This window comes from Pseudomonas sp. TCU-HL1, assembly GCF_001708505.1.
In the GTDB taxonomy this organism is placed as follows: Bacteria; Pseudomonadota; Gammaproteobacteria; order Pseudomonadales; family Pseudomonadaceae; genus Metapseudomonas.
On sequence record NZ_CP015992.1, the window covers coordinates 1,508,141 to 1,531,257 of the forward strand.

Here is a 23,117-nt window from a genome sequence, read left to right on the forward strand (position 1 = left end):
AGCCAATCTGTACGCTGATTTGGTGCGCGTGGCGCACCCTACGAGTAGGGTTCCCCCGTAGGGCCGCCTCTGTCAGCCGTACCGCACCACCTCGAGGAAGACGATGCGCTGGCCGATGTCTTGGAACACCCGCGCCGACGCGATCTCGTTGTAATCGATGCCGTCCAGCAGGCTGAGCATCTGTGCGTCGTGACGGTAGCGTGGACGCCAGTCCAGCAACCTTTCGAGGAAGCCAATGGCGTTGACGCCAGGACGGAAGTTGGCCAGGAGCAGGCGGCCGCCCGGCCGCACGGACTGGAACAGGCGATGGACCAGACGTTCGCAGCGACGGTCGTCGAGCAACTCGGTGACGCCCGCGGAATACACCAGATCGAAGTCCTGCAGCCGGTATTCACCGGCCAGCAACTGTTCCAGGCTGCCCTGTTGGGTATGCACGCCCAGCGCACCGTAACTCTTGCGCACCGTTTCCAGCCGCGCGGTATCGTCATCGAACACTCGCATCTCGCCGAAGCGTCCGTGGCGCAGCTCGCGGGACAGCTCCGCTTCGCGGAAATGCCCGCCGGCGATGCACAGCAGGCGGGCGTTCTTGCCGGCGCGCTGGCAGGTTTCGTCCAGGGCGCGTGCGAGCATGCGTCGGCGGCAGCGCAGGGCGCGGGCCGCTTGCGCGCTGGTGGCGAAATCGAACAGTTGCCGGGTGCGTTCTTCGGGCAGCTCGCGCAGCGCGTCGGACTCCACCCCGTAGAGATAGTCCAGCAGCAGGGCATTGCCGCAGCGCAGGCTGGGGCTGGGCAGTGGTCGGCTGGGGAAGGGCAGGATATTGCTCGGTGCCGGTTCTTCTTCGGCGGGTGGCGCGGGCGCGTCGAGTTTCATGCGCTCACGCTCGGCTTTGATATGCGCCAGCTCCCGCTGGAGTTGCTCTTGCTGCTGAATGTATTTGCTCAGCTCTTCCGGATCGCTGATCTCTTCCACACGGCACCTCCTTTGGCCAGACGTGGATTCCTTGACCCGTCACGCGGGATGAAGGCACTCATTCACTCAGCTAAGAACGTTAGTTGATGGCCATTCGCCTGCCATCATTCAGATGAATGACACGACGCTTCCGGATGGGCGGAGGCCTGCGATTCAGAGCCCCTGCAACCGCGCGAAGAGGCTGATCAGTTCGACCTGGCGCTCGGTTTCCGTCTTGCGCAACAGGGCGCGCAACTGGGTGCGAATGGTGTTGATCGAGACGTTCAGATGCTCCGCGCACGCCTCGGGCGCCAGGCCGCGCACCAGCAACTCGGCCAGGCGCAGCTCCGCCGGGGTGAGCTGGAACAGGTCGGCCAGCAACTGGCTCGGGAGCTGGCTTTCCAGCAGGGCCAGGAGCACCAGCGGCCCCGGATGCCGGGCGGCCAGCGCCGATGCTTCGGGCACCGGCGTCACCAGCAGTTGCACCGGGGGGTCGTAGCTCAATGGCAGCCAGCCGGCGCTGCGTTTGCCATGGCGGCCAGTGGCCTGGCGAATCAGCGCCTGCAGGCGACCATCGATGGTCTTGCCGTGTACCCGCCCCTGGCGACCTTGAAGGGCAAACTGCGGCTGGCTCAGCCGTTGTTCGGCCTGACGGTTGCAGAACAGTACCCGCCCTTCGGCATTCAGCAGCCACAGCGGTGCAGGGTGGCGCTCCAGCAGCAGGTCGCGGTGGGCGGTCTCCAGTTCCAGCGCCTGGAAGCGATCGGCCATTCGCGCTGCGCGCAGCAGGTGCGGGCTGAGGCGCTGCAGCAGATCGCGATGCTCTTTTTCCGGCAGGGTGGCCCCCGTCGCCGTCAGCAACGACAGGTAAATCCCCGAGTCGGTCTGCTCCTGCAGCTTGATGCAGGAAATGCTGCTCATGCCGAAGGGGATGTGGAATTCCTGGTAATAGGGGTCGCGGCGGATGCGTTGCAGCCCCAGGTCTTCGCGGTCGTGGTACCAACTGCCCACGGGGCGTGGCACCAGGACTTCCTTGGCCGGATCGTACTGGTGGTAGTAACTGTTGTAGGCGTCCACCGTGGCCGGATCGCAGAGGTTGATGGAGGTGACGTGCGGCCGCTGCTCCCGCTGGTCGAGGAAGAGCAGGGCACCCATCTGGTGGCCCGTGGCGTCCACCAGTTGCTTCAGTAGCGGCCGCCAGGTGTCTTTGTCGAGTACGCACTCGTAGCAGAGGTTCACCAGGTTGTCGTAGAGCTCATCCAGGCGTGGCATTGCGTGGCGTCCTTGCGGGGTTGGTGGCGCATTGCCGTCATATCGCACAGGCCAGGACCCCTTGCCTATCGCCGCTGGTCGGCCGGGCGGGTTCCGGCCTGGCAGCCTGGCTGAACGGCCTGTCAAGTAAACCTTACGCCGGTGGGGCGCCTGCCGCGTGATATCGACTCGCTCCGGCGGCTGTAAGGAAAACTTTCCGGATTGACCGTCCGGCGCCGCGCCGATGTCCATCACGCGGCTTGTTCGCCAAGCGCTGCCAGAGTGAGATGGCGCAAACAAAAAATCGGCCCGACGCCATGAATACCGAACTCACCCTCTACGGGTACTGGCGCTCCAGCGCTGCGTACCGCGTGCGTATTGCCCTTAACCTCAAGGGCCTGGTTTATCGCCAGGAGGCCGTCCATCTGGTCAAGGACGGCGGCCAGCAGCACCAGGGCACCTATCGCGAACTCAATCCCCAGGGCCTCCTGCCGTTGCTGGTGGACGCCGGCAATGCCGGTGGCGCAGTCCGCATCGCGCAATCCCTGGCCATCCTCGAATACCTCGAAGAAGTCTTCCCCGTACCCGCCCTGCTGCCGGCCGACCCGGCCCAGCGCGCGTTGGTACGTTCCCTGGCCCTGCACATTGCCTGCGACCTGCACCCGCTGAACAACCTGCGGGTGCTGCAGTACCTCAAGGCCGAGCTGGGCGTGGCCGACGAAGCCAAGGACGCCTGGTACCGCCACTGGGTGGCCTTGGGCTTCGGGGCTGTGGAAAAGGGGCTGGAAGCCTTTGGCGGCAAGCTCTCCCTGGGCAGCCGTCCCGGCTACCTGGAGGCCTGCCTGGTCCCCCAGGTCTACAACGCGCGACGCTTCGATTGTGACCTGTCGGCGTATCCGCGCATCCTCGATATCGCTGCGCGCTGCGACGCCCTCGAAGCATTCAGGAATGCTGCTCCGGAGGTACAGCCAGACGCGCAATAAGGTTTACCCGCCTTGCAAACTTCCGCCGGACCACAAGCCCGGCGGGTGAAATCCCGTCACGACAACAACAAAAGGTGACGCAATGAGTGACATGCAACACTCGGGCGAGCTGAAACGCGGCCTGAAGAATCGCCACATCCAGTTGATCGCCCTCGGCGGCGCCATCGGCACCGGTCTCTTCCTCGGTTCGGCCGGGGTCCTCAAGTCCGCCGGCCCGTCGATGATCCTCGGTTACGCCCTCTGCGGTTTCATCGCCTTCCTGATCATGCGCCAGCTCGGCGAGATGATCGTCGAAGAGCCCGTCGCCGGCTCCTTCAGCCACTTCGCCCACAAGTACTGGGGCGGCTTCGCCGGCTTCCTCTCCGGCTGGAACTGCTGGGTGCTCTACATCCTGGTGGGGATGAGCGAACTCACCGCAGTGGGCAAGTACATCCATTTCTGGTGGCCGGAGGTTCCGACCTGGGCCACCGCAGCGGTGTTCTTCCTGGTGGTCAACGCCATCAACCTGGCCAACGTGAAGCTCTTCGGCGAGGCGGAATTCTGGTTCGCCATGATCAAGGTCGTCGCCATCGTCGGGATGATCGTCATCGGCTGCTGGCTGCTGTTCAGCGGCAGTGGTGGTGAACAGGCAACCGTTGCCAACCTCTGGTCCCACGGCGGCTTCTTCCCCAATGGCGTCAGCGGCCTGGTGATGGCGATGGCCTTCATCATGTTCTCTTTCGGCGGGCTGGAAATGCTCGGCTTCACCGCAGCCGAGGCCGACAAGCCGAAGCAGGTGATCCCCAAGGCGATCAACCAGGTGATCTACCGCATCCTGATCTTCTATGTCGGCGCGCTGGTGGTGCTGCTGTCCCTGAGCCCCTGGGACGCGCTGCTGGCGTCGATCAACAGCGCCGGAGACCCCTACAGCGGCAGCCCCTTCGTGAAGATCTTCGCGCTGATCGGCAGCGACACCGCCGCTCACCTGCTGAACTTCGTGGTGCTCACCGCCGCGCTGTCGGTCTACAACAGCGGCACCTACTGCAATGGCCGCATGCTGCTGGGCCTGGCCGAACAGGGCGACGCCCCGCGCGCCCTGGCCAAGGTGGACAAGCGCGGCGTACCGGTGCGCTCGCTGCTGGTGTCGGCTGTGGTGACCTTCCTCGCCGTCATCGTCAACTACGTGGTTCCGCATAACGCGCTGGAACTGTTGATGTCCCTGGTGGTGGCCGCCCTGGTGATCAACTGGGCGATGATCAGCTACTCCCACCTGAAGTTCCGCCAGTGCATGGACAAGGACGGCGTCCGTACGGGCTTCCGCGCCCTCTGGTTCCCCATGGGCAACTACCTGTGCCTGGCCTTCGTGCTGTTCATCCTCGGCATCATGCTGATGATCCCGGGCATCCAGGTGTCCGTGTACGCCATCCCGGTATGGCTGCTGGTGATGTGGGGCTGCTACCGCCTGAAGCTGTCCACCGCCGCCAGCTCCCGCCAGGCCTGCGTCGCCGACTGATCCGTGCAACCTTCGAAGGCCCGGCCTCATGCCGGGCCTTTGCATGTCCGTGGGGCGCTCGGAAGTGGATTGCGCAAAAATCAGATAAATTGTAGTGATATTCGGAAAATTACAGGAAAAGTGTTGACATATTCAGCTTGTTAGTCGGGGGTTTCTCTGTATGGTCGGGGTTCGTTTCCAGGACTCGTACAGGAGAACAGAAGAATGAAACTGGCTCTGCACTTCGATGATTCCGTTGCGATCAACGTCCTGCGCCAGGCGATCCTGGCCGCCGGGGAGAACACGACCATTCACTATTCCGCCGCCCACGAAATGGACGCCAGCAGCCTGCTGTCGGTGCTCAGCGCCGCTGGCAGCGAGAAGAACCTGGTCCTTGGCTTCGAAGGCGCCCGCCTGGATTCCCGCAGCCTGCAACAGGCGGTCAGCTTTGCCGGGGGGCTTACTTCGGTGAACATCAATTCGGCCCAGGCGGTGACCCCGAGCGTCCTGGTCACCGCCATCACGGCCGCCGGCGACGGCAAGTCCCTGCGGGCGGTCTTCAGCGGCAGCGGCGCCACCGAAGAACTGCTGTGCTCGGCGCTGGAGGCCGCCGGCCGGCAGGTGGATATCGGCATTGGCGCGTCCCAGTCCCTGAGCATGGATACCCTGCTGGCCACCCTCGAAGCTGCCGGTGATGAGCGCAACCTCGCGGTGGAAATGGGCGGCGCCCAGCCGGTGGCCAACCTGGCCCAGGCCCTGGAGGCCGCTGGCGCCAGTACCGGCATCGCCATCAACACCGCCCATTGCCTGAGTCAGCACGATCTCTCCTCGCTGATGCTGGGAGCGGGGGACGGCAAGCACCTCAGCCTGTCCTTCAATGGCTCGCAAATCGAAGGTACCAACCTGCCGCAGGTGGTGGCCGCCGCTGGCACCAATACCCTGGTTCGGCTGAACACCGCCGAGGCACTGAGCGCCGCGCGGCTGCTGGCGACCATAGAGGCCACCGGCCATACCCGCCGGCTCAGCGTCGAGTTCAACGGCGTGCGGACCACCGCTGCGGGACTGGTGCAGGCCATCCAGGTGTCCGGTATCAGCACGTCCATTGGTGTTAGCAGCGCCCAGTCGATCAAGGTTACGGACCTGGCCACGGCGCTGGAAGCGGCGGGGAAGACGAAAAAGCTGGACCTGCAGCTCAACGGCGGGCACGTGGCGGCCAATGACCTGAAGCAACTGGTGGAAACCGCCGGCGACCGTTGTTCCCTGTCCGTCACTGGCGCCCAGGCGTTGCAGCTGCCTGCGCTGCTGGAGATGCTGAAGGCGGCGGCCTGACGTTTCCTGGCGGTGAAGGACCATCGAGCCGGCCACGGGCGGCTCGATGCTTTCAGGGCCTCAGATCTGGAACCGCGCCACCGACGACTGCATGGCGCTTGCCACGCGGTCAAGGCGCTCGGCGGCCTGGGCCAGGTCCTGCATGGCCTGGCTGTTGTTCCGTGACATCTGGGCGATGAGCTCGACCCGCTGGGCGACTTCGCTGCTGGCCTTGGACTGCTCGCCGATGGTATGGGAAATCTCCTCCACCACCTCCGCGGCGCGGTGGGCACCGCTGCGAATCTCGCTTATCGACTCGCCGGCCTGCCGGGCCAGGCCAACACCGTCCTGAACCCGCTCCACGCCGGTCTGCATGCTGTCCACCGCCTGCTGCGTGGTTTCCCGGATGCGCTGGATCATCCCGGTGATCTCCTGGGTTGATTGCGCGGTACGCGCTGCGAGGTTGCGCACTTCATCCGCCACCACCGCGAAGCCGCGTCCGGCTTCCCCGGCACGGGCCGCTTCGATGGCGGCGTTCAGCGCCAGCAGGTTGGTCTGCTCGGCAATGCCTTTGATCACCTGGATGATGGAGTGGATTTCCTCAGACGACTGGCCCAGCGCCGTGATGGTGCTGGAGGACTGGTTCACCGCGTCGGCGATGCGGTTCATGCCTTCCACCACGCCGAGGATCACCTTGCCACCGCTGCCGGCAAGGTCTTCCGAATGCGCTGAAATATCCTGTGCATTGCGGGCATGGTCGGCGATCTGGTCGATATTGGCGATCATCTGTTCCATGGCCGCGGCCATGTTGGTGGCGCTGTCGGACTGCTCGCCCGCACCGTCCACGATGCTTTGTGAGGTTTCGCTGAGGCGGTGGGCGGTGCCGCGCAGCTCTTCGCTCTCGCTGCGAATGGTGGCGATCATCTGGCGCAGGTTGCCCTGCATCTCGGCCAGTGCGCGCTGCAGTTGGCCGGCTTCGTCGTCGCTGTCGATGCTGACCTGGGTGAGCAGGTTGCCCTGGGCGATGGCGCGGGCCACTTTCACCGTCTTCTCCAGCGGCCGCAGCACTGCGCGCATCAGTTGGCTGGTGACCAGGCAGAGCAGGCCGATCACCAGCAGGATGCCGCCCACCAGCCAGCTTGCTGCGCGGCTGACTGCGGCCTCGCCATCGGTACGGGTCTTGGCCGCGTGCGCCTCGATCGTGCCGCTCAGGGCTTCGTTCTTCTCTTCCAGCTCGCCGAAACTGCGCTCGAAGGAGGGCAACTCGGCGCGGGCCGCCTGTGGATCGCGAAGGGCGAGGTTGACGATGCGCTCGGCCTCGCCGATATAGGCCTCCAGGGCGGGTTGGGATTCGGCGATGGCGGTGCGGATGTCCGCTGTCAGCGGCAGCTTCGCGTTGTCGCCCAGGGTGCGACGAAACCACTCGCTGTGCTCGCGCAGGTCATTGCGCACCTGGTCGGCCCCGGCCTGGTCGCCCGGCTGCACCAACAGGGCAGCTAGTACGTCCGCGCGCAGGGCGTCGTGCATCATGTCGCCCTCCAGATGATTGCGCAGTGCGCTAACGCTGAGCTGGTTCTCGGCCAGCGCATCGGCCAGCTCCGTCTGTCCCCAGTAGCCGATTCCGCCCAGAAGGGCGGCGGCGATGACGCTGATTGCACCGGAGGCGACCATTTTCTGTCTTATTTTCATGTCCTGTCCCTGCTGGTATGGCCCGATGCTGGCAAGGGTAGTCCAGCAGCAAGTGGCGCTGGAGAGTTTATCGGCCGCCAGTCGGGCCTCATGAGGGCGGAGTAACTCAGCCAGTTCCCTGACCCCTCAGCGTGCCAGTTCGGTGCCATGGGGTAGGCGCTCCAGGCGGGGCGGTCTGGGGGCGAACCCGCTCACCAGCGGCGCTATGCCAGACCTCGAATGGTGGATCGGTGAAGCGTGGTCCACCCGGCTGAAGCCCATCCTTGGGCGTCGGGGGGCCTGTGTGAGCGCATTCGTTTGCGATGGGTGTGTATCGATTCCCTCCGGGCGCCGGACGGGAAGCGCCCGGAGGGTTGGCTTACTTCAAATCAATACTCGTAGCTCACTGGCTGATGGTGGATGCGTGATTTATAGGGGGTTGCGGGTTTCGCGACCGGCTCTGCCACTTCCTGGGCGGTCCATGAGCCGGCCGCCGTTGGTTCGTTCTCGACCAACTGGGCGAAACGCTCGCGATCCTCGTCGGTCGTCTGCACGCGTTGCGCCTGCATCTCCCGATGTTGCAGGAGGCGATCTCCGCCTCCTTCCGCCAGCATCAGGAACGGCTGCTGGGCTGCCGGTTGAAGGGATGCGCTGGACGCCTGCAACGAAGTAAGCGCGACAACAGAAAACAGCAGGCTGGACAAGGCAGTGGTGGTAATTGCGGATTTCATTGCTTCTTCCTCGTGAACCCCCCGATTGACCCCCGAGGCGGGATATTAAGGAAGTTGAGGAAGTTCTCAAGCACTAACTTAAGTTGCCTGACAGATGGTTTGATTGGTGACGATTGGTAGTTTGTAAGATGCTGATTGGCATGCGTTATTCCGATGTTTTTGCTCATTTTAAGGGCATGTAAAGAATTGTATTTTGGTTTGTAATTTCCTGTAGGCGGGATGTTTCTGCAAGGTTTCGTAGAAACACTTCAGAAACATAACTCGTTAATTTCTCGTGCGGCCTGGCCCGACTTTTGTGTCCCTCCGTCGAAGCGGATTCGCGGCCTCCGCGATGTTCCCCGCCACCTTACCCGGAGCAACGCTCCCGCAAGCGCCAGAGCCCCCACCCCTCTGGCCGACCGATTTAATCCCTCTCCATGGAGCCTCGTACCTTGCGTGGGGGGGCCAACGACAGTAACGAGGAGTAACGCAGTGCGCGCGCACGTCAGACGACTTTGTCATAGGTGGGCAGAGGCGAGTTTGAGGTGGCGAACCTAGCCCCTCCAGAATGCTGAGGGGCGATTCAGGGGAATAATTCGACGTGATTCATTTGGGCTTGGGAAACCACGTCTTTAGGACGTGGTAACCGGTTCCGCTTGTTACGACTCAAGTTGTGAGGAATGAGCGAGGGAGCCGCGCAGGTAGGGTGCGCTATGTGCGCCAGTCGCAAGGCATGGCGCCAATCGGTGCACATCGCGCATCCCACGGCAAAAAAGTGTAAGCGTTCTGCTCCGAATACAGGATTGGCTTCCTCCTTGTCAGGAGCAAAGCAAGTCTATGCTCTATGATGGTGGATGTTTACTCGAAGTAAACAAGCAACCCCGAGATGGTGAAGACGCCTATTGCCGCAGAAATTAGCATTGAATGGGATGACTCCCTCTCATAGTTCCCATATCTAGATGCCAGGATATATACGTTGACCGCTATCGGTAGGGCGGCCATAAGTACCGCAACCTTTACTGAGTCGTCCGGCAATCTGAAAATGTATTTACATGAAATAAATACAAGAACCGGCAGTAACACGACTTTGAAAAGGGCGTTAAACAACGGCTCAATTTTTGCCAGGCCGCTTTCCGAATGGGTTGCCAGAGCGGCTCCTAGAGCAACCAGCGCGAGCGGTCCGGTTGCCGTGGTCATCTGATTTGAGAAAATCATGATCGTCTCGGGCAAGGACAACTGGACCTTCACGTAGAAAACCGCGAAAACGACAGAAAAAATCAACGGGTTGGTTGCCACCCCCTTCAAAATGGATAAAAGGACTTCCAATTTTTTCTTTTCAGAGGGTGCGGAGCGCGCTGCAGTCATCTCCATCATCAGAGATCCGCCAGCAAGAATCACTATATTGTCAGCCATAGTGATCATCAGCGTTGGCAAAATTACCGAGTCACCGAATGCCATCACCATGAGCGGAAGACCCATGTAGCCAACAACTCCGGATATTGAGGTTAATCCCCGTAAGAAGAATTTTCGGGAATTTCCTCCCCAGAATAGTGTTCCAAGAAGTGCCGACAGTAAGAATACAATAGTGCATGGCAAATAGTAGGCGACCAGCAAAGTCCAGTTAAGGCCCTCTTCAAATGGTGCGGAGATTGTTTTGGTGAAAATGAAAAACGGTAGGAATAGCCAGAAAACTATTCCTACCAGTCCTTTCACCGTTTCCTTTCCAATCACTCCAAGACGAACCATCAGATATCCACAAAGGATCATCGAGAAGAGCGGAAGCGCAACAGTCAGGACTTTATCCATGTCAGACCCCAAGCATTTCTTTGGCCGAATTCGCTAGGTTTCGACTTGTGTAGACGCAGTCCTTGTAGAACTCCATGAATTGGCGTCTGGCTGTTTTGTAGCGTTGCTCTGTTTCATGGAAGCTTTCGCTCATCTCTTCTTGGATTTTGCTAACTACTTGCCACAATTTTTGCGTGGAAACGGCCGAGATATCTGACTCTGGGTAATGACGGCGAATAGCCATTTTTACCGTGTCCGGGTGCAGGCCGACATAGTTTACAAAGTACCGCTTGTCGTCCCGTGTATCCAGGAAATCAGGGATGTTCAAAACGCCCAAATTGGAGTCGGTCTCGAATATTTCTCCAACTGGTCTGTATACACTTGGGACCTGCAGGAGTTTTTCTTCACAGAGTCGTGCGGCGGCAATGAGTTTGTCGATGTCAACCACGTTCTTGCCTAGGGAAATGTTGTTTACATGGCAAAGCTTCACGATTTGCTCGATGGGCGCGATTCCGGATCTATTGCCATATCCGGCCAAAGCCCCTTCGATCATTTGGAAACCACACTGAATGGAAATCATGGCGTTGGCAACGGCAAGTCCGTTGTCATTATGGGCATGTAAGCAAAAAATGAGATCAGGATAGTCACGTACGAGGTTGGAGCAGAGCCACTCGGTAGTGTTCGGCTGCAAGGACCCTACGGAGTCGTTGATACGAATAATTCCAGCGCCTAGATCGCGGGCCCAGTTTATCTGGCGGCAAATTTCCCGATAGCCACTCTCGGATACGCCCCGCCTGAAATTGTTCAGGACGCTGGCCTTGAATTTTTTCGTCCCTAGTTCTTTGAATGCCTGGACTGCGCGCTCAAAAGTATTTTCCTTCTCTTTGTACGTAATCATTCCAAAGCTGAAAACAGTATCTGCGATCCACTGACTCCCTTTGTACTTCGAGAGATTTCGATATGCCGTTTCCCAGCAATTCAAAAGTACAATAAAGGTTGATTCGACATCCTGCGAAATCTCGCCACTATCACGCGCCTCGTGCAGAGAACGCCAGACATCCGGGCTTTCAGGACCGCAGCCAACCACAAAGTCCCGAATGCCCGCATCAATCATGCTGCGCAAGATATCTACTTTGCTCTCCACGCTTATAGGAAATGCGGTTCGCTCAACACCCTCGCGCAAGGTCTCATCCACCAGATGAGGGATCATAAAGTCCGTGTACTTCTTTTCGATAATCACGTCCATTTGAAAATCCTCTATTTATCACTTTGCGTCCCATCAAGGTGATGGTTGAAACATGAGGCCAGACTTGCTGTAAATGTAGAATGCCAAGAAGTCCTCAATGCAAAATGGAATTATCCGAGAGCAATGGGGGGAGATTCTGCGTAAAACAAGAATGGTAGGAATATTCAAGCAGCCCGAGAGGGACTATCGATGGTTGCACCAGATTTGGCTGGATACCGTAAAAGAGCAGGCGATTACTCTCGGGCTGCAGCCTGAGCCACCTCGCCCTGAGACCCCCGCCGAATAAGCCATCCCGTCTCCGGTGAAAAAACTGTCCCCATCGCACAAGTTTCCCGATGAGGCAGAGGACCTTTGCCTACGCGTACGCCGGCAAGCGCAAGCAGCAAGAGGCTGTTCCTGATCGTATTGGGTCAGGCAATGCAACGCCGGATTGCTTGAGTCTGCCCGCCTGTATTCATCTTCCCGCAAGCGCCGGAACCCCCATTTCACGCGCCTTTCGCGTTAGTCCCATCGGACGATGCCACCCCCCTGGCCGACCGATTTAATCCCTCTCCATGGAGCCCCGCACCCTGCGTGGGGGGCCAACGACAATAACGAGGAGTAACGCATGGATATCCGTGGCCTGGGCTATGTCACCGTAGCCGCGACAGACCTGAACCCATGGCATGACTACGCCACCGGGGTGCTCGGCATGATGGTGGATGCCGGATCGGACGAGCGGCTCTACCTGAAGATGGACGAGCGCCCCTACCGCATCCTCGTGGAGCGCGCCGACCGCGACGGCTATGGCGCCTGCGGTTGGGAGGTGGCGGGCAAGGCGGCCTTCGAACAGGCAATCGCCGAACTGCAGCAGGCCGATGTCGAGGTCCAGCGCGGCAACGCCGCCGATGCAGCCAGCCGCAAGGTGCAGGAGCTCGCGCGTTTCGCCGACCCGGATGGCAACCGCCACGAACTGTTCTGGGGGCCGCTGCAGGACTTCGCGCCCTTCGCCTCGCCGGTGGGTGTCAGCGGCTTCGTCACCAGCGACCTGGGCATGGGCCATGCGGTCCTGCCGGCACCGTCCTTCGACCGCTGCCTGGACTTCTACGAGCGGGTGATGGGCTTCGGCCTTTCCGACCTGATGAAGGTGCGCTTCACGCCGGACCCGGCCGAGCCGGAAAAGCGCATCCACTTCCTCCACTGCAATAACGGCCGCCATCACTCGCTGGCGCTGTTCGAGTGCCCGATCCCGTCGGGCTGCGTGCACCTGATGGTGGAAGTGTGCGAGCTGGACGACGTGGGCCGTGCCCTGGACCGCATGCACGCCAACGGCGTGAAGCTCTCCGCCACCCTCGGGCGCCACACCAATGACGACATGACCAGCTTCTACATGCAGACCCCGGGCGGCTTCGACCTGGAATACGGCTGCGGCGGCAAGGTCATGGACTGGCAGCGCCACACCCCCTTCGAGAGCACCGTGGTCAGCCACTGGGGCCATGACTTCAGCGTCGGCCGTCGATAAGGAGCCGCCCCCATGGACAAACGCATGACTGCCGCCGATATCGTCGGCCAGCTTCACGATGGCATGACAATCGGCATTGGCGGCTGGGGCCCACGGCGCAAGCCCATGGCCCTGGTGCGCGAGATTCTGCGCTCGGACCTCAAGGACCTGACGGTGGTCGCCTACGGTGGCGCCGACGTCGGCATGCTCTGTGCCGCCGGCAAGGTGAAGAAGCTGATCTACGCCTTCGTATCGCTGGATTTCATCCCGCTCGAACCCTACTTCCGCAAGGCCCGCCAGGAGGGTGCGGTCGAGGTGATGGAGATCGACGAAGGCATGCTGCTGCTGGGCCTCAAGGCCGCGGCCATGAATGTGCCCTTCATCCCCACGGCTGTGGGCCTGGGCACCGACGTGCTGCGCCTGAACCCGGAGCTGAAACTGGTCGGCTCGCCCTACGACAGCCGCGACTGGGTCGCCATGCCGGCCCTGAAACTGGACGCCGCGCTGGTCCATGTCGACCGCGCCGATGCCCGTGGCGTCTGCCAGATCGCCGGCCCTGACCATTACATGGACGACCTTTTCGTGCGTGCCGCCGAGAAGGCCTATGTCAGCTGCGACGAACTGGTCGACAGCGACTGGTTCCATGAAGACCCGGCCCGTGCCCGCCAGGTGTTCTGGGAGCGCAACCGCACCAGCGCCGTGGTGCACCTGCCTGGCGGCGCTCACCCGTCGTCCTGCGCGCCGCTCTACGGCTTCGATACTGCGCACTTCAAGGCCTACAACGCCTCGGCTGCCGAGTCGGGTGGCTGGGAAGCCTACGTGGAGCGCTACGTGACCTGCGGGGAAGCGGAATACCTCGCTCGCGTCGGTGGCCTGGATGCCATTCGCCAACTGCCGCTCCCGGTTTTCTGAGGACGCTGAGATGACTGCCACCAAACAACCCTACAGCCTCGCTGAGCTGATGATCTGCGCCGCCTCCGAAACCTTCGCGGGCGACGGTGAAGTGCTCGCCACCGGCATCGGCGTTCTGCAGCGCCTGGCCGCCTCGCTGGCCATGCTCAACAGCAACGCCGAGTTGATGATGACCGACTCCGAAGCCTTCATGGTCGCCGAACCGGTGCCGATTGGCCCGCGCGGCGGCTACCAGCCCAAGTGCGACAGCTGGATGGGCTTCTCGCGCATTTTCGACAACGTCTGGAGCGGCAAACGCCATGCCCTGGTGGGCCCGGTACAGATCGACCGCTTCGGCCAGGCGAACATCTCGTGCATCGGCGACCACGCCAGGCCGAAGTCGCAGATGCTCGGGGTGCGCGGCTTCCCCGGCAACTCCATCAGCCACGCCAACTCCTTCATGGTGCCCAGCCACAACACGCGGGTGTTCGTCGATGGTGAGGTGGATGTGGTGGCCTCGGTTGGCTACAACCCCGAGCGCCTGGCCCGTGGCTGGTCGCTCGACGAGATCGACCTGCGCCTGATCGTCACCGACCTCTGCGTGCTCGACTTCCAGGGGCCGCAGCGGCAGATGCGCATTCGCTCCCTGCACCCCGGTGTCACGGTGGACGACGTACAGGCCGCCACCAGCTTCCCGCTGCATGTGCCGGAAGCGATTCCCACCACGGCCGCGCCGACCCTCGAACAATTGATCCTCATCCAGCAGCTGGACCCGCACAACCTGCGCGCCAGCCAGCTCAAGGACAACCCGCCGGGCGTGCGCGCCCGGGCCATGACCCACTGAGGCGGAATCGCGCAGATGAACCAAGAACAGGCTGAAGAGCAGGTGGTGCAGTACGAAGTGCAGGGCCCGCTGGCCCTGGTCACCCTGCACCGCCCCGAGTACCACAACGCGCAGAACTCGCGCATGACCTACGCCCTGGACGCCGCCTTCCGCCGCGCCTGCGACGACGACAGCGTCAAGGTCATCGTCCTGCGCGGCGCCGGCAAGCACTTCTCCGCCGGCCACGACATCGGCACGCCCGGCCGTGACGTGCAGCAGAGTTTCGAACGCACCAGCCTCTGGTACGACCACGTAAACAAACCGGGTGGCGAATTCCTCTACGCCCGCGAGCAGGAGGTCTACCTCGGCATGTGCCGGCGCTGGCGCGACATGCCCAAGCCGACCATCGCCATGGTGCAGGGTGCCTGCATTGCCGGCGGCCTGATGCTGGCCTGGGTGTGCGACCTGATCATCGCCTCGGAAGACGCCTTCTTTTCCGATCCGGTGGTCCGCATGGGCATTCCCGGCGTCGAATATTTCGCCCATGTGCATGAACTGAATCCGCGCATCGCCAAGGAATTCCTCTTCCTCGGCGAGCGCATGAGCGCCGAGCGTGCATGGCAGATGGGTATGGTCAACAAGGTGGTGCCGCGTGACGTGCTGGAAGACGTGACCCTGGACGTGGCCAGGCGCATCGCGCAGATGCCGCGCCTGGGCCTGCAACTGACCAAGCAGGCGGTGAACAACGCCGAAGACCTGATGGGCAAGCGCGCCACCATGGACATGGTGTTCGGCCTGCACCACTTCGCTCACGCGCACAACGAGCTGGTCAGCGGCGACAAGCTCGGTGGTTACGACGCCCGCGCCATGGCCCAGTCCCAGCGCAACCCGTCGGAGGCGTGATGGCGACCTTCCTCGACACCCGCCTGACTCGCCTGCTGGGCTGCCGCTACCCGATCATCCAGACCGCCATGGGCTGGGTGGCCGACCCGAAACTGGTGGCGGCCACCGGCAACGCCGGCGGTTTCGGCTTCCTGGCCGGCGCCACCATCGAACCGCACCGCATGGAAGCAGCCATCCTCGAAACCAAGGGGCTCACTGACCAGCCGTTCGGCGTCAACTTCCACATGTACCAGGCCAACGCCGGCGAGATCGTCGAACTGGTGCTCAGGCACGGCGTGCGTGCGGTGAGCTACAGCCGCTCGCCGGGCCAGTTGATGATCGCCCGGCTGAAGGATGCCGGTGTCGTCTGCATCCCCACTGTTGGCGCCCTGAAACACGCGGTGAAAGCCGTGGAGATGGGGGCCGACGCGGTGACCGTGCAGGGCGGGGAGGGCGGTGGCCACACCGGCTCGGTGCCCACCTCGATCCTGCTGGGCCAGGTGGTGGATGCCGTGGACGTCCCGGTGGTCGCCGCCGGCGGTTTCAAGGACGGGCACGGACTGCTCGCCGCCCTGTCGCTTGGCGCCGACGGCATCGCCATGGGCACGCGCTTTTTGATGAGCGCCGACAGCCCGGTTCCGCCGGCCACCCTGGAACGCTACCTGAAGGTCCGCGACCCGGCCGCGATCATCGTCAGCCGCGCCATCGACGGCATGCCGCAGCGGATGATCCGCAACGAACTGCTCGACAGCCTGGAGCGTTCCGGCGGCCTCAAGCGCCTGCTGCTGGCCCTGCGCAGCGCCCTGGCCTACCGCCGCCACAGCGGCGCCAGCGTTACCCAGTTGCTGGGCAGCGCATTGAGGCTCGGTGGCAGCGACGGCCTCAGCGCCGCCCAGACCCTGATGGCGGCCAACGCGCCCATGGTGATCCAGAAAGCCATGGTCGACGGCCGTCCGGCCGAGGGCGTGCTGCCCGCCGGACAGATCGCCGCCGCCATCGACAGCCTGCCGGGCTGCGCCGAACTCATCGAATCCATCGTGCAGCAGGCCGAGCAGCGTCTCGCCGAGCTGTGCCGCCGAACGGAGCCTTCGTAGGGTGCGCTGTGCGCACCAGCGGCCGGTGCGCACAGCGCACCCTACGGGCGAAGCATCGAACAACCTTGGGGACAGTCGGATGAGCAATCCATTTCATGTAACGCAGGACAATGGCATCGCCGAGATGGTCTTCGACCATCCGCCGGTGAACGCCTTCGACAGCAAGGGCTGGGCCGCGATCGCTGCCGAGCTGGAACGCCTGGGCGCATTGGACGAGGTGCGCGTCATCCTCATCCGTGCCGAGGGCCGGGGCTTCTGCGCCGGTGTCGACATCAAGGAACTGGCGGCCGACGGCAACCTGATCGTCGCCGTCAACAGGGGCAACTACGACAGCTTCAAGGCCGTCCACCGCAATCCCAAGCCGGTGATCATCGCCGTGCACGGCTTCGTCCTCGGCGGTGGCATCGGCCTGTGTGGCGCAGCAGACATCCTGGTCGCCTCCGACTGCGCGCGCTTCGGCGTGCCCGAGGTGGACCGTGGCGCCATGGGCGGCGGCGCCCACCTGCAGCGCCTGTTCCCGGTGCAGAAGGTGCGCCACATGTACTTCACCGGCGAGATGATCGACGCCGCCGAGGCCTACCGCCTGGGCGCCGTGGAGCGCGTGGTACCCCGCGCCGAACTGCGCGAGGCGGCCCTGGAGATCGCCTGCAAGATCGCCGCCAAGAGCCCGGCCATGATCGCTCTGGCCAAGGAGGCGCTGACCGGCATCGAGGACGGCAACCTCGAAGACAAATACCGCTGGGAGCAGGGCTTCACCCTACAGGCCTACCGTTCGCTGGATTCCCAGGAAGCCCGCGACGCCTTCGTCGACAAGCGCACCGCCACCTTCAAGGGCTGACCCCATGGAACTGACCTACACATCCGAACAGCGGGCCTTCCGTGAGGAGGTCCGCGCCTGGCTGGCGGCCAACGTGCCGGCCGAACCGCTGCGCTCCTTCGACTGCGCGGAAGGCTTCCGCCAGCACCGAGCCTGGGAAGCGAAGCTCAACGAAGGCCGCTGGGGCATGGTGACCTGGCCGAAGGCGCTGGGCGGCCGCGGCTGCGACCTCATCGAGTGGCTGATCTTCGAAGAGGAGTACTACCGCGCCGGCGCCCCGGCACGGGTGAACCAGAACGGCATCTTCCTGCTCGGCCCGACCCTGATGGAGTTCGGTACCGCCGCGCAGCAGGAACGCTTCCTGCCGAAGATGGCCACGGGCGAAGAAATCTGGGCCCAGGGCTGGTCCGAGCCGAATGCCGGCTCGGACATGGCCGCCATCCGCTGCCGTGCCGAGCGCCGGGGCGATGTCTATGTGATCAACGGCCAGAAAACCTGGTCCACCCGCGCCGTCTGGGCCGACTGGTTGTTCGGCCTGTTCCGCAGCGACCCGCAGTCGAGCCGCCACCACGGCCTGACCTTCATTCTCCTGCCGCTGAACAGCCCCGGCATCACCGTGCGGCCCATCCCCCAGCTCAACGGCCTGCCGGGCTTCGCCGAAATCTTCTTCGACGACGTGGAAGTACCGGTGGACAACGTGCTGGGCGAGGAGGGCATGGGTTGGCATGTGGCGATGTCCACCGCCGGCTTCGAACGCGGCCTGATGCTGCGCTCGCCCGCCCGTTTCCAGGAAACCGCGCGGCGTCTGGTGCAGCTCTACCTGGGCAACCGTGAACAGGCGGACCTGGACCCGGCCATCGGTGAAGCGGTGATGCGCGCCTGGATGGACGCCGAGGCCTACACCCTGAACACCTACATGACCGCCTCGCAGTTGGTGAAGGGCGGCAAGATCGGTCCGGAATCCTCCACCAACAAGATCTTCTGGTCCGAGCTGGACCAGCGCATGCACGAGACGGCGCTGTCCATCCTCGGCCTGCGTGGCGAGCTGCTGCCGGAAGCGCCGGATGCCGGCGACGTCGGCCACTGGCTGGACGGCTTCCTGTTCGCCCAGGCCGGGCCCATCTACGCCGGCACCAACGAGATTCAACGCAACATCATCGCCGAGCGCATGCTCGGCATGCCGCGAGCCTGAGGAGCGCGCCATGGACTTCACCTTCAGCGACGACCAACTGCTGTTCCAGGACAACGTACGCGCGTTCCTTACCAACGAAGTGACCCCGGAGCGTATCCGCGAGCTCTGGCAATCCGAGAATGGTCGCAGCGACGAACTCTGGGGCCAGCTCACCGAACTGGGCCTGACCGCGATCACCGTGCCGGACGGCTTCGGCGGCCTGGACATGAACGAACTGGACTTCATCCTGCTGGCCCAGGAATGCGGCTACGCCGGCCTGCCCGAACCCCTGGTGGACACCATGCTGATCGGCGTGCCGCTGCTCGCCGCGTTGCCGAACCAGCTGGACCTGCAAGGCGAATGGCTGACCCGCATCGCCGAAGGCAAGGCCCGTCTTGCCGTGGGCGAGCCGGGTAACCCGCTGGTGGCTGACGCCCATGTGGCGGAGCTGCTCCTGCTGCCCCATGGCGATGAGGTGCATGCCCTGCGCCGCGAAGAGGTGAACCTGACGCGCAATGAATCGGTGGACCCGAGCCGCCAACTGTTCCGCGTCGACTGGACGCCGAGCGCGCAGACGCGCGTGGCTGAAGGCGAGCAGGGCCGGGCGCTGTGGGCCGCCGCGAAGAACCGTGGCGCGCTCGGCACGGCTGCGCAGCTGCTGGGCTTGGCCAAGCGCATGGTGGACCTGGCCGTGGACTACAGCTTCGAGCGTAAGCAGTTCGGCAAGCCGGTGGGCTCCTTCCAGGCGGTGAAGCACCTGATGGCCAACGTCGCGGTGCAGATCGAGTTCGCCAAGGGCCCGTTCTACCGCGCCGCCCATGCCGTCGCCCACGGCCTGCCGGGGCAGGACGTGCAGGTGTCCCACGCCCGCCTTGCCTGCACCGAGGCCGCGCTGCTGGCGGCGAAGAACGCCATCCAGACCCACGGCGCCATGGGATACACCTGGGAAGTGGACCTGCAGCTCTTCATGAAACGCGCCTGGGCCCTGGACAAGGTCTGGGGCGACCGCGGCTGGCACAAGGCACGGATTCGTGAGGCGTTGTTCTCGAGTGCCGTTCAGCCGGGGGCCGGGAATACCTTCTAGTCCGATATCCCTCACCCCAACCCTCTCCCAAGGGGAGAGGGGGCTGTCCGTGCAGCGGTTGAATTCGGCACGGACCGCTTTGCTCCCCTCTCCCTCCGGGAGAGGGGCCGGGGGTGAGGGTAGTCACCCTTCACTCCAATCCTGACCATTCGAGATTGCCATGCCCGAAGCCTACATAGTCGACGCCCTGCGCACGCCCACCGGCCGGCGCAAGGGTGGCCTGAGCCGAATCCACGCCGCTGACCTGGGCGCCCACGTGTTGCGCGAACTGGTCGCCCGCAATCCCATTCCCGACGCCGATTACGACGACGTGATCTTCGGCTGCGTCGACACCATCGGCCCGCTGGCCGGCGACATCGCCCGTACCTGCTGGCTGGCCGCCGGCCTCGACCAGGCCGTGCCCGGCACCACTATCGACCGCCAGTGCGGCTCATCCCAGCAGGCGGTGCACTTCGCCGCCCAGGCCGTGATGAGTGGCACCCAGGACGTGGTGATTGCCGGCGGCGTGCAGACCATGACGCAGATTCCGATTTCCTCGGCCATGACCGCCGCCGAGCCGCTGGGTTTCACCGATCCCTTCTCTGGCTCCGAGGGCTGGGTGAAGCGCTACGGCAAAGTGCCGCCGACCCAGTTCCGTTCCGCACAAATGATCGCGGAGAAGTGGGACCTGTCCCGTGAGGCGCTGGAAGCCTATGCCCTGGAATCCCACCGCCGCGCCCTGCGCGCTATCGAGCAGGGCCGCTTCGCCCGCGAGATCGTGCCGCTGGCCGGCGTCGAGCATGACGAAACCCCGCGCCACACCAGCCTGGACAAGATGGCCGAGCTGGAAACCCTGTTCGGTTGCGACCGCGTCACGGCTGCTGTGTCCAGCCAGACCTGCGACGGCGCCAGCGCGCTGCTGGTGGTCTCCGAGGCGGCGCTCAAACGCTACAACCTCACACCCCGCGCGCGCATTCACCACATCAGCGTGCGCGCTGACGACCCGGTATGGATGCTCACCGCGCCCATCCCCGCCACCGAGTACGCGTTGAAACGCGCCGGGATGAAGCTGGACGACATCGACCGGGTGGAGATCAACGAAGCCTTCGCCTCCGTCGCCATGGCCTGGCTGAAGGAAACCGGCTACCCCCATGAACGCACCAACGTCAACGGCGGCGCCATCGCCCTCGGCCACCCCCTGGGCGCCACCGGCACCCGCCTGATGTGCACGCTGCTGCACGAGCTGGAACGCAGCGGCGGCCGCTTCGGGATGCAGACAATGTGCGAAGGCGGCGGGCAGGCGAACGTGACCATTATCGAAAGGCTCTGAATCCGCTGGCCCTCTCCCCAACCCTCTCCCGCAAGCGGGAGAGGGGGCTGTCCGTGCAGCGGTTGAGTCCGGCACGGGCTGCTTTGCTCCCCTCTCCCTTCAGGGAGAGGGGCCGGGGGAGAGGATTGCCACGCCCAACTCGAACTCACCGGAGAACCCCACATGCCAATTTGCAAAGACCGCTCCGTCATCATCACCGGCGCCGGCGGCGGGCTGGGTCGGGCCTATGCCCTGGCCTTCGCAGCCGAAGGTGCCAAGGTGCTGGTCAACGACATCAACCTGCCGGCCGCCGAAGCTGTGGTCGCACAAATCCGCGCCGCAGGCGGCCAGGCCATCGCCAACAATGGCGACATCACTAACTACGCTGCTGCCGGCGAAATCGTGCGCCAGGCCATCGAGGCCTTCGGCGACCTGCACGTGCTGGTGAACAACGCCGGCATCTGCCGTGACCGCATGTTCGCCAGCCTCACCGAAGCCGACTGGGACGCGGTGATGGCCGTGCACTTGAAGGGCCATTTCTGCCTGGCCAGCCATGCGGTGAAGCACTGGCGCGAACAGGCCAAGGGCGGTGTTGCCGTCAAGGCGCGGATCATCAACACCAGCTCCGGCGCCGGTTTGCAGGGCTCCATCGGCCAGTCCAACTACGCCGCTGCCAAGGGTGGCATCGCCGCGCTGACGCTGGTGCAGGCCGCCGAACTGGCGCGCTACGGCATCACCGCCAACGCACTGGCCCCGGCCGCACGCACCGGCATGACCGAAGACGTGTTCGCCGAGGTGATGAAGAAGCCGGAAGACGGATTCGATCACTTCGCCCCGGAGAACGTCGCCCCATTGGTGGTGTGGCTGGGCTCCGAGGACTCGCAAGCCATCACTGGCCGCATGTTCGAGGTGGAAGGAGGCAAGCTCTCCATCGCCGATGGCTGGCGCCGTGGCCCCGAGCACGACAAGGGCGCGCGCTACCAGCCGGAGGAAGTGGGCGAGGTGGTGGAACGCCTGCTGGCCGAAGCGGTGCCGGCGCAGAAGGTCTACGGCAGCTAACGCTTCCCCGGCTCTGTAGGGGCGAATTCATTCGTCTGGGGCAACCCCATTGCCCCAAACAAATAGGCCCCTCTCCAAACCCGGAAGAGGGGCCAACCCACACCTCAAATCACCTCACGCCCAACGGCAACTCCTCCATCTTCACCAACTGCCAGAAGTCTTCGAGGTTGCTGCGGGACAGATGAATCAACGCATCCACCAGCGCGCTTTCCTTGATGTTGTCCAGATAGGGCCCGGGAATCCCCTCCCGTAGCGCCGCGTTGTCCAGGGCGATCTCGGCAAGCATCTGCACCGTGTGCAGCCGCGAATCCAGGCGGTCCACCAGCCCCCGCAGCCGACGCTCCTCTAAGTCGATGCTCATGCCGACACCTCCTTGCCCGAAGTCATGAAGGCCGGCAAATCCCGCCAGGCCACCCAGACCTCACCCTGCCAGCGCACCACACCAATCCGCCGACCCTCGTAGCTCACGACGTCACGACACGGCGCCGCGTCGGGATGGCCGATCAATCGGGCGAAGTCATGGGTGACGAACCAGGGCTGGTTGTCGACCATCAGGGCGCGCAGGCGGAGGGAATGGCGGTAGAAAACGAGAGGGGTGTATGCGTCGTGCATGGAGGTACTCCTGGACAAGTTAAGGAGCTACCGCCATTCGCTGTCATTCGAAGGGCGGCAGACCGCGCGGGGTTGACAGACCGGGTCCAGAGACCGGCAGATCGCGAGGATCTCCCCACGCGATCTGCCATAGGGCAGTGCAGTTAAAAACTGCATGCGTACCAGGGCCTGCAAAAAACGTCCGCCGTTCTTCGCATGCACCTTGCGGCGCAATCGCGCCTGGACTACGAGCTGTCAAACCCGGCCACGGGATTGACCGTGACGGGGGGGGGCCTAGCCAGGGCGCGTGTAGGGCCTCAAGGCTAACGGGCTGTGGGAAAATTATCTGTAGGGCGCAGAAAAACGCGTCAGAAAATGCTGTAGGAAGTGGCAGTGTGGGCGGCGTGGCCATCGCCCTTGCTTTGCTGCCGGCAGGTTTCATAGCGGGGGCAGTCCATGAAGCGTTTCATCCAGGGCGAATGTCGAGGCCAAAGCAAGCTACTGCCCGAGAGCCTGGATGATTACGTGGCCGATAGCCACACAAGAGCCGCCACAAGTTGCGCAGCG

General features: G+C 63.4%; 21 protein-coding genes and 2 pseudogenes. 14 read left to right on the forward strand and 9 right to left on the reverse strand.

The genetic code is table 11. The annotated features are described in order from the left end of the window. Positions 1-72: 72 nt before the first annotated feature. On the reverse strand, positions 73-969 hold the full coding sequence (locus tag THL1_RS06990; protein ID WP_069082580.1) for a class I SAM-dependent methyltransferase: 897 nt from the start codon (positions 967-969) through the stop codon (positions 73-75). Between the two features lie 153 nt (positions 970-1,122). Further along, positions 1,123-2,220, reverse strand: coding sequence for a helix-turn-helix transcriptional regulator (locus THL1_RS06995; RefSeq protein ID WP_069082581.1), 1,098 nt, complete (start codon positions 2,218-2,220; stop codon positions 1,123-1,125). A 296-nt stretch (positions 2,221-2,516) separates the two neighbouring features. Here THL1_RS06995 and maiA point away from each other — a divergent pair, with 296 nt between their 5' ends. From maiA to THL1_RS07010, 3 genes are all read left to right on the forward strand, one after another. Then, positions 2,517-3,182 carry a maleylacetoacetate isomerase gene (maiA, locus tag THL1_RS07000; protein ID WP_069082582.1) on the forward strand — a complete coding sequence of 222 codons (666 nt, stop codon included), beginning with the start codon at positions 2,517-2,519 and terminating at the stop codon, positions 3,180-3,182. Positions 3,183-3,264: 82 nt separating this feature from the next. Continuing rightward, entirely contained in the window at positions 3,265-4,674 is a 1,410-nt protein-coding gene (locus THL1_RS07005; protein WP_069082583.1) for an amino acid permease, read from the forward strand. A gap of 204 nt (positions 4,675-4,878) precedes the next feature. Next, on the forward strand, positions 4,879-5,982 hold the full coding sequence (locus THL1_RS07010) for a hypothetical protein (protein ID WP_069082584.1): 1,104 nt from the start codon (positions 4,879-4,881) through the stop codon (positions 5,980-5,982). 60 nt (positions 5,983-6,042) lie between these two features. Here the strand turns inward: THL1_RS07010 and THL1_RS31270 are convergent, their stop codons facing one another. The 5 genes and pseudogenes from THL1_RS31270 to THL1_RS07030 form a co-directional block, all read right to left on the reverse strand. Further along, positions 6,043-6,906 (reverse strand): methyl-accepting chemotaxis protein, encoded by an 864-nt coding sequence (locus tag THL1_RS31270; RefSeq protein WP_414703744.1) that lies wholly within the window; start codon positions 6,904-6,906, stop codon positions 6,043-6,045. Then, positions 6,898-7,650 (reverse strand): annotated as a pseudogene (locus THL1_RS31275) (HAMP domain-containing protein); the annotation flags it as partial. The pseudogene THL1_RS31275 and the gene THL1_RS31270, both read right to left, overlap by 9 nt. A 368-nt stretch (positions 7,651-8,018) precedes the next feature. Further along, on the reverse strand, positions 8,019-8,360 hold the full coding sequence (locus tag THL1_RS07020; protein ID WP_069082586.1) for a hypothetical protein: 342 nt from the start codon (positions 8,358-8,360) through the stop codon (positions 8,019-8,021). 837 nt (positions 8,361-9,197) lie between these two features. Beyond that, positions 9,198-10,145, reverse strand: coding sequence for an AEC family transporter (locus tag THL1_RS07025; protein WP_069082587.1), 948 nt, complete (start codon positions 10,143-10,145; stop codon positions 9,198-9,200). Between the two features lies 1 nt (position 10,146). Further along, positions 10,147-11,370 (reverse strand): pyruvate carboxyltransferase, encoded by a 1,224-nt coding sequence (locus THL1_RS07030; protein WP_237234774.1) that lies wholly within the window; start codon positions 11,368-11,370, stop codon positions 10,147-10,149. A 607-nt stretch (positions 11,371-11,977) separates the two neighbouring features. On the opposite strand from THL1_RS07030, the gene THL1_RS07040 reads away from it, so the two are divergent. The 10 genes from THL1_RS07040 (at position 11,978) to THL1_RS07085 (ending at position 21,959) form a co-directional block, all read left to right on the forward strand. Continuing rightward, positions 11,978-12,871, forward strand: coding sequence for a VOC family protein (locus THL1_RS07040; RefSeq protein ID WP_069082589.1), 894 nt, complete (start codon positions 11,978-11,980; stop codon positions 12,869-12,871). Positions 12,872-12,883: 12 nt separating this feature from the next. Further along, on the forward strand, positions 12,884-13,762 hold the full coding sequence (locus tag THL1_RS07045) for a CoA transferase subunit A (RefSeq protein ID WP_069082590.1): 879 nt from the start codon (positions 12,884-12,886) through the stop codon (positions 13,760-13,762). 10 nt (positions 13,763-13,772) lie between these two features. After that, positions 13,773-14,585 carry a CoA-transferase subunit beta gene (locus THL1_RS07050; protein ID WP_069082591.1) on the forward strand — a complete coding sequence of 271 codons (813 nt, stop codon included), beginning with the start codon at positions 13,773-13,775 and terminating at the stop codon, positions 14,583-14,585. A gap of 15 nt (positions 14,586-14,600) precedes the next feature. Then, on the forward strand, positions 14,601-15,467 hold the full coding sequence (locus THL1_RS07055; protein ID WP_414703727.1) for an enoyl-CoA hydratase: 867 nt from the start codon (positions 14,601-14,603) through the stop codon (positions 15,465-15,467). Further along, a complete protein-coding gene (locus THL1_RS07060; protein ID WP_069082593.1) occupies positions 15,467-16,540 on the forward strand; it encodes an NAD(P)H-dependent flavin oxidoreductase in 1,074 nt (357 codons plus the stop codon). The genes THL1_RS07055 and THL1_RS07060 overlap by 1 nt, the downstream gene beginning before the upstream one ends. A gap of 79 nt (positions 16,541-16,619) precedes the next feature. Beyond that, complete coding sequence (locus THL1_RS07065) at positions 16,620-17,378, forward strand: enoyl-CoA hydratase family protein (protein WP_069082594.1); 759 nt, start codon at positions 16,620-16,622, stop codon at positions 17,376-17,378. Between the two features lie 4 nt (positions 17,379-17,382). Further along, positions 17,383-18,549, forward strand: a complete 1,167-nt coding sequence (locus THL1_RS07070) for an acyl-CoA dehydrogenase family protein (RefSeq protein WP_069082595.1) — start codon at positions 17,383-17,385, stop codon at positions 18,547-18,549. Positions 18,550-18,559: 10 nt separating this feature from the next. Beyond that, a complete protein-coding gene (locus THL1_RS07075; protein WP_069082596.1) occupies positions 18,560-19,612 on the forward strand; it encodes an acyl-CoA dehydrogenase family protein in 1,053 nt (350 codons plus the stop codon). A 160-nt stretch (positions 19,613-19,772) separates the two neighbouring features. Then, positions 19,773-20,921, forward strand: coding sequence for an acetyl-CoA C-acetyltransferase (locus THL1_RS07080; RefSeq protein ID WP_069082597.1), 1,149 nt, complete (start codon positions 19,773-19,775; stop codon positions 20,919-20,921). A 162-nt stretch (positions 20,922-21,083) separates the two neighbouring features. Then, a complete protein-coding gene (locus THL1_RS07085) occupies positions 21,084-21,959 on the forward strand; it encodes an SDR family oxidoreductase (RefSeq protein WP_069082598.1) in 876 nt (291 codons plus the stop codon). A gap of 109 nt (positions 21,960-22,068) precedes the next feature. Here THL1_RS07085 and THL1_RS07090 read toward each other — a convergent pair whose 3' ends face one another. Continuing rightward, entirely contained in the window at positions 22,069-22,320 is a 252-nt protein-coding gene (locus tag THL1_RS07090; RefSeq protein ID WP_069082599.1) for a hypothetical protein, read from the reverse strand. Further along, positions 22,317-22,571 (reverse strand): hypothetical protein, encoded by a 255-nt coding sequence (locus THL1_RS07095; RefSeq protein ID WP_069082600.1) that lies wholly within the window; start codon positions 22,569-22,571, stop codon positions 22,317-22,319. Before THL1_RS07095 ends, THL1_RS07090 begins: the two co-directional genes overlap by 4 nt. Before the next feature lie 435 nt (positions 22,572-23,006). Here THL1_RS07095 and THL1_RS30555 point away from each other — a divergent pair. Continuing rightward, positions 23,007-23,090 (forward strand): annotated as a pseudogene (locus tag THL1_RS30555) (hypothetical protein); the annotation flags it as partial. Positions 23,091-23,117 lie beyond the last annotated feature (27 nt).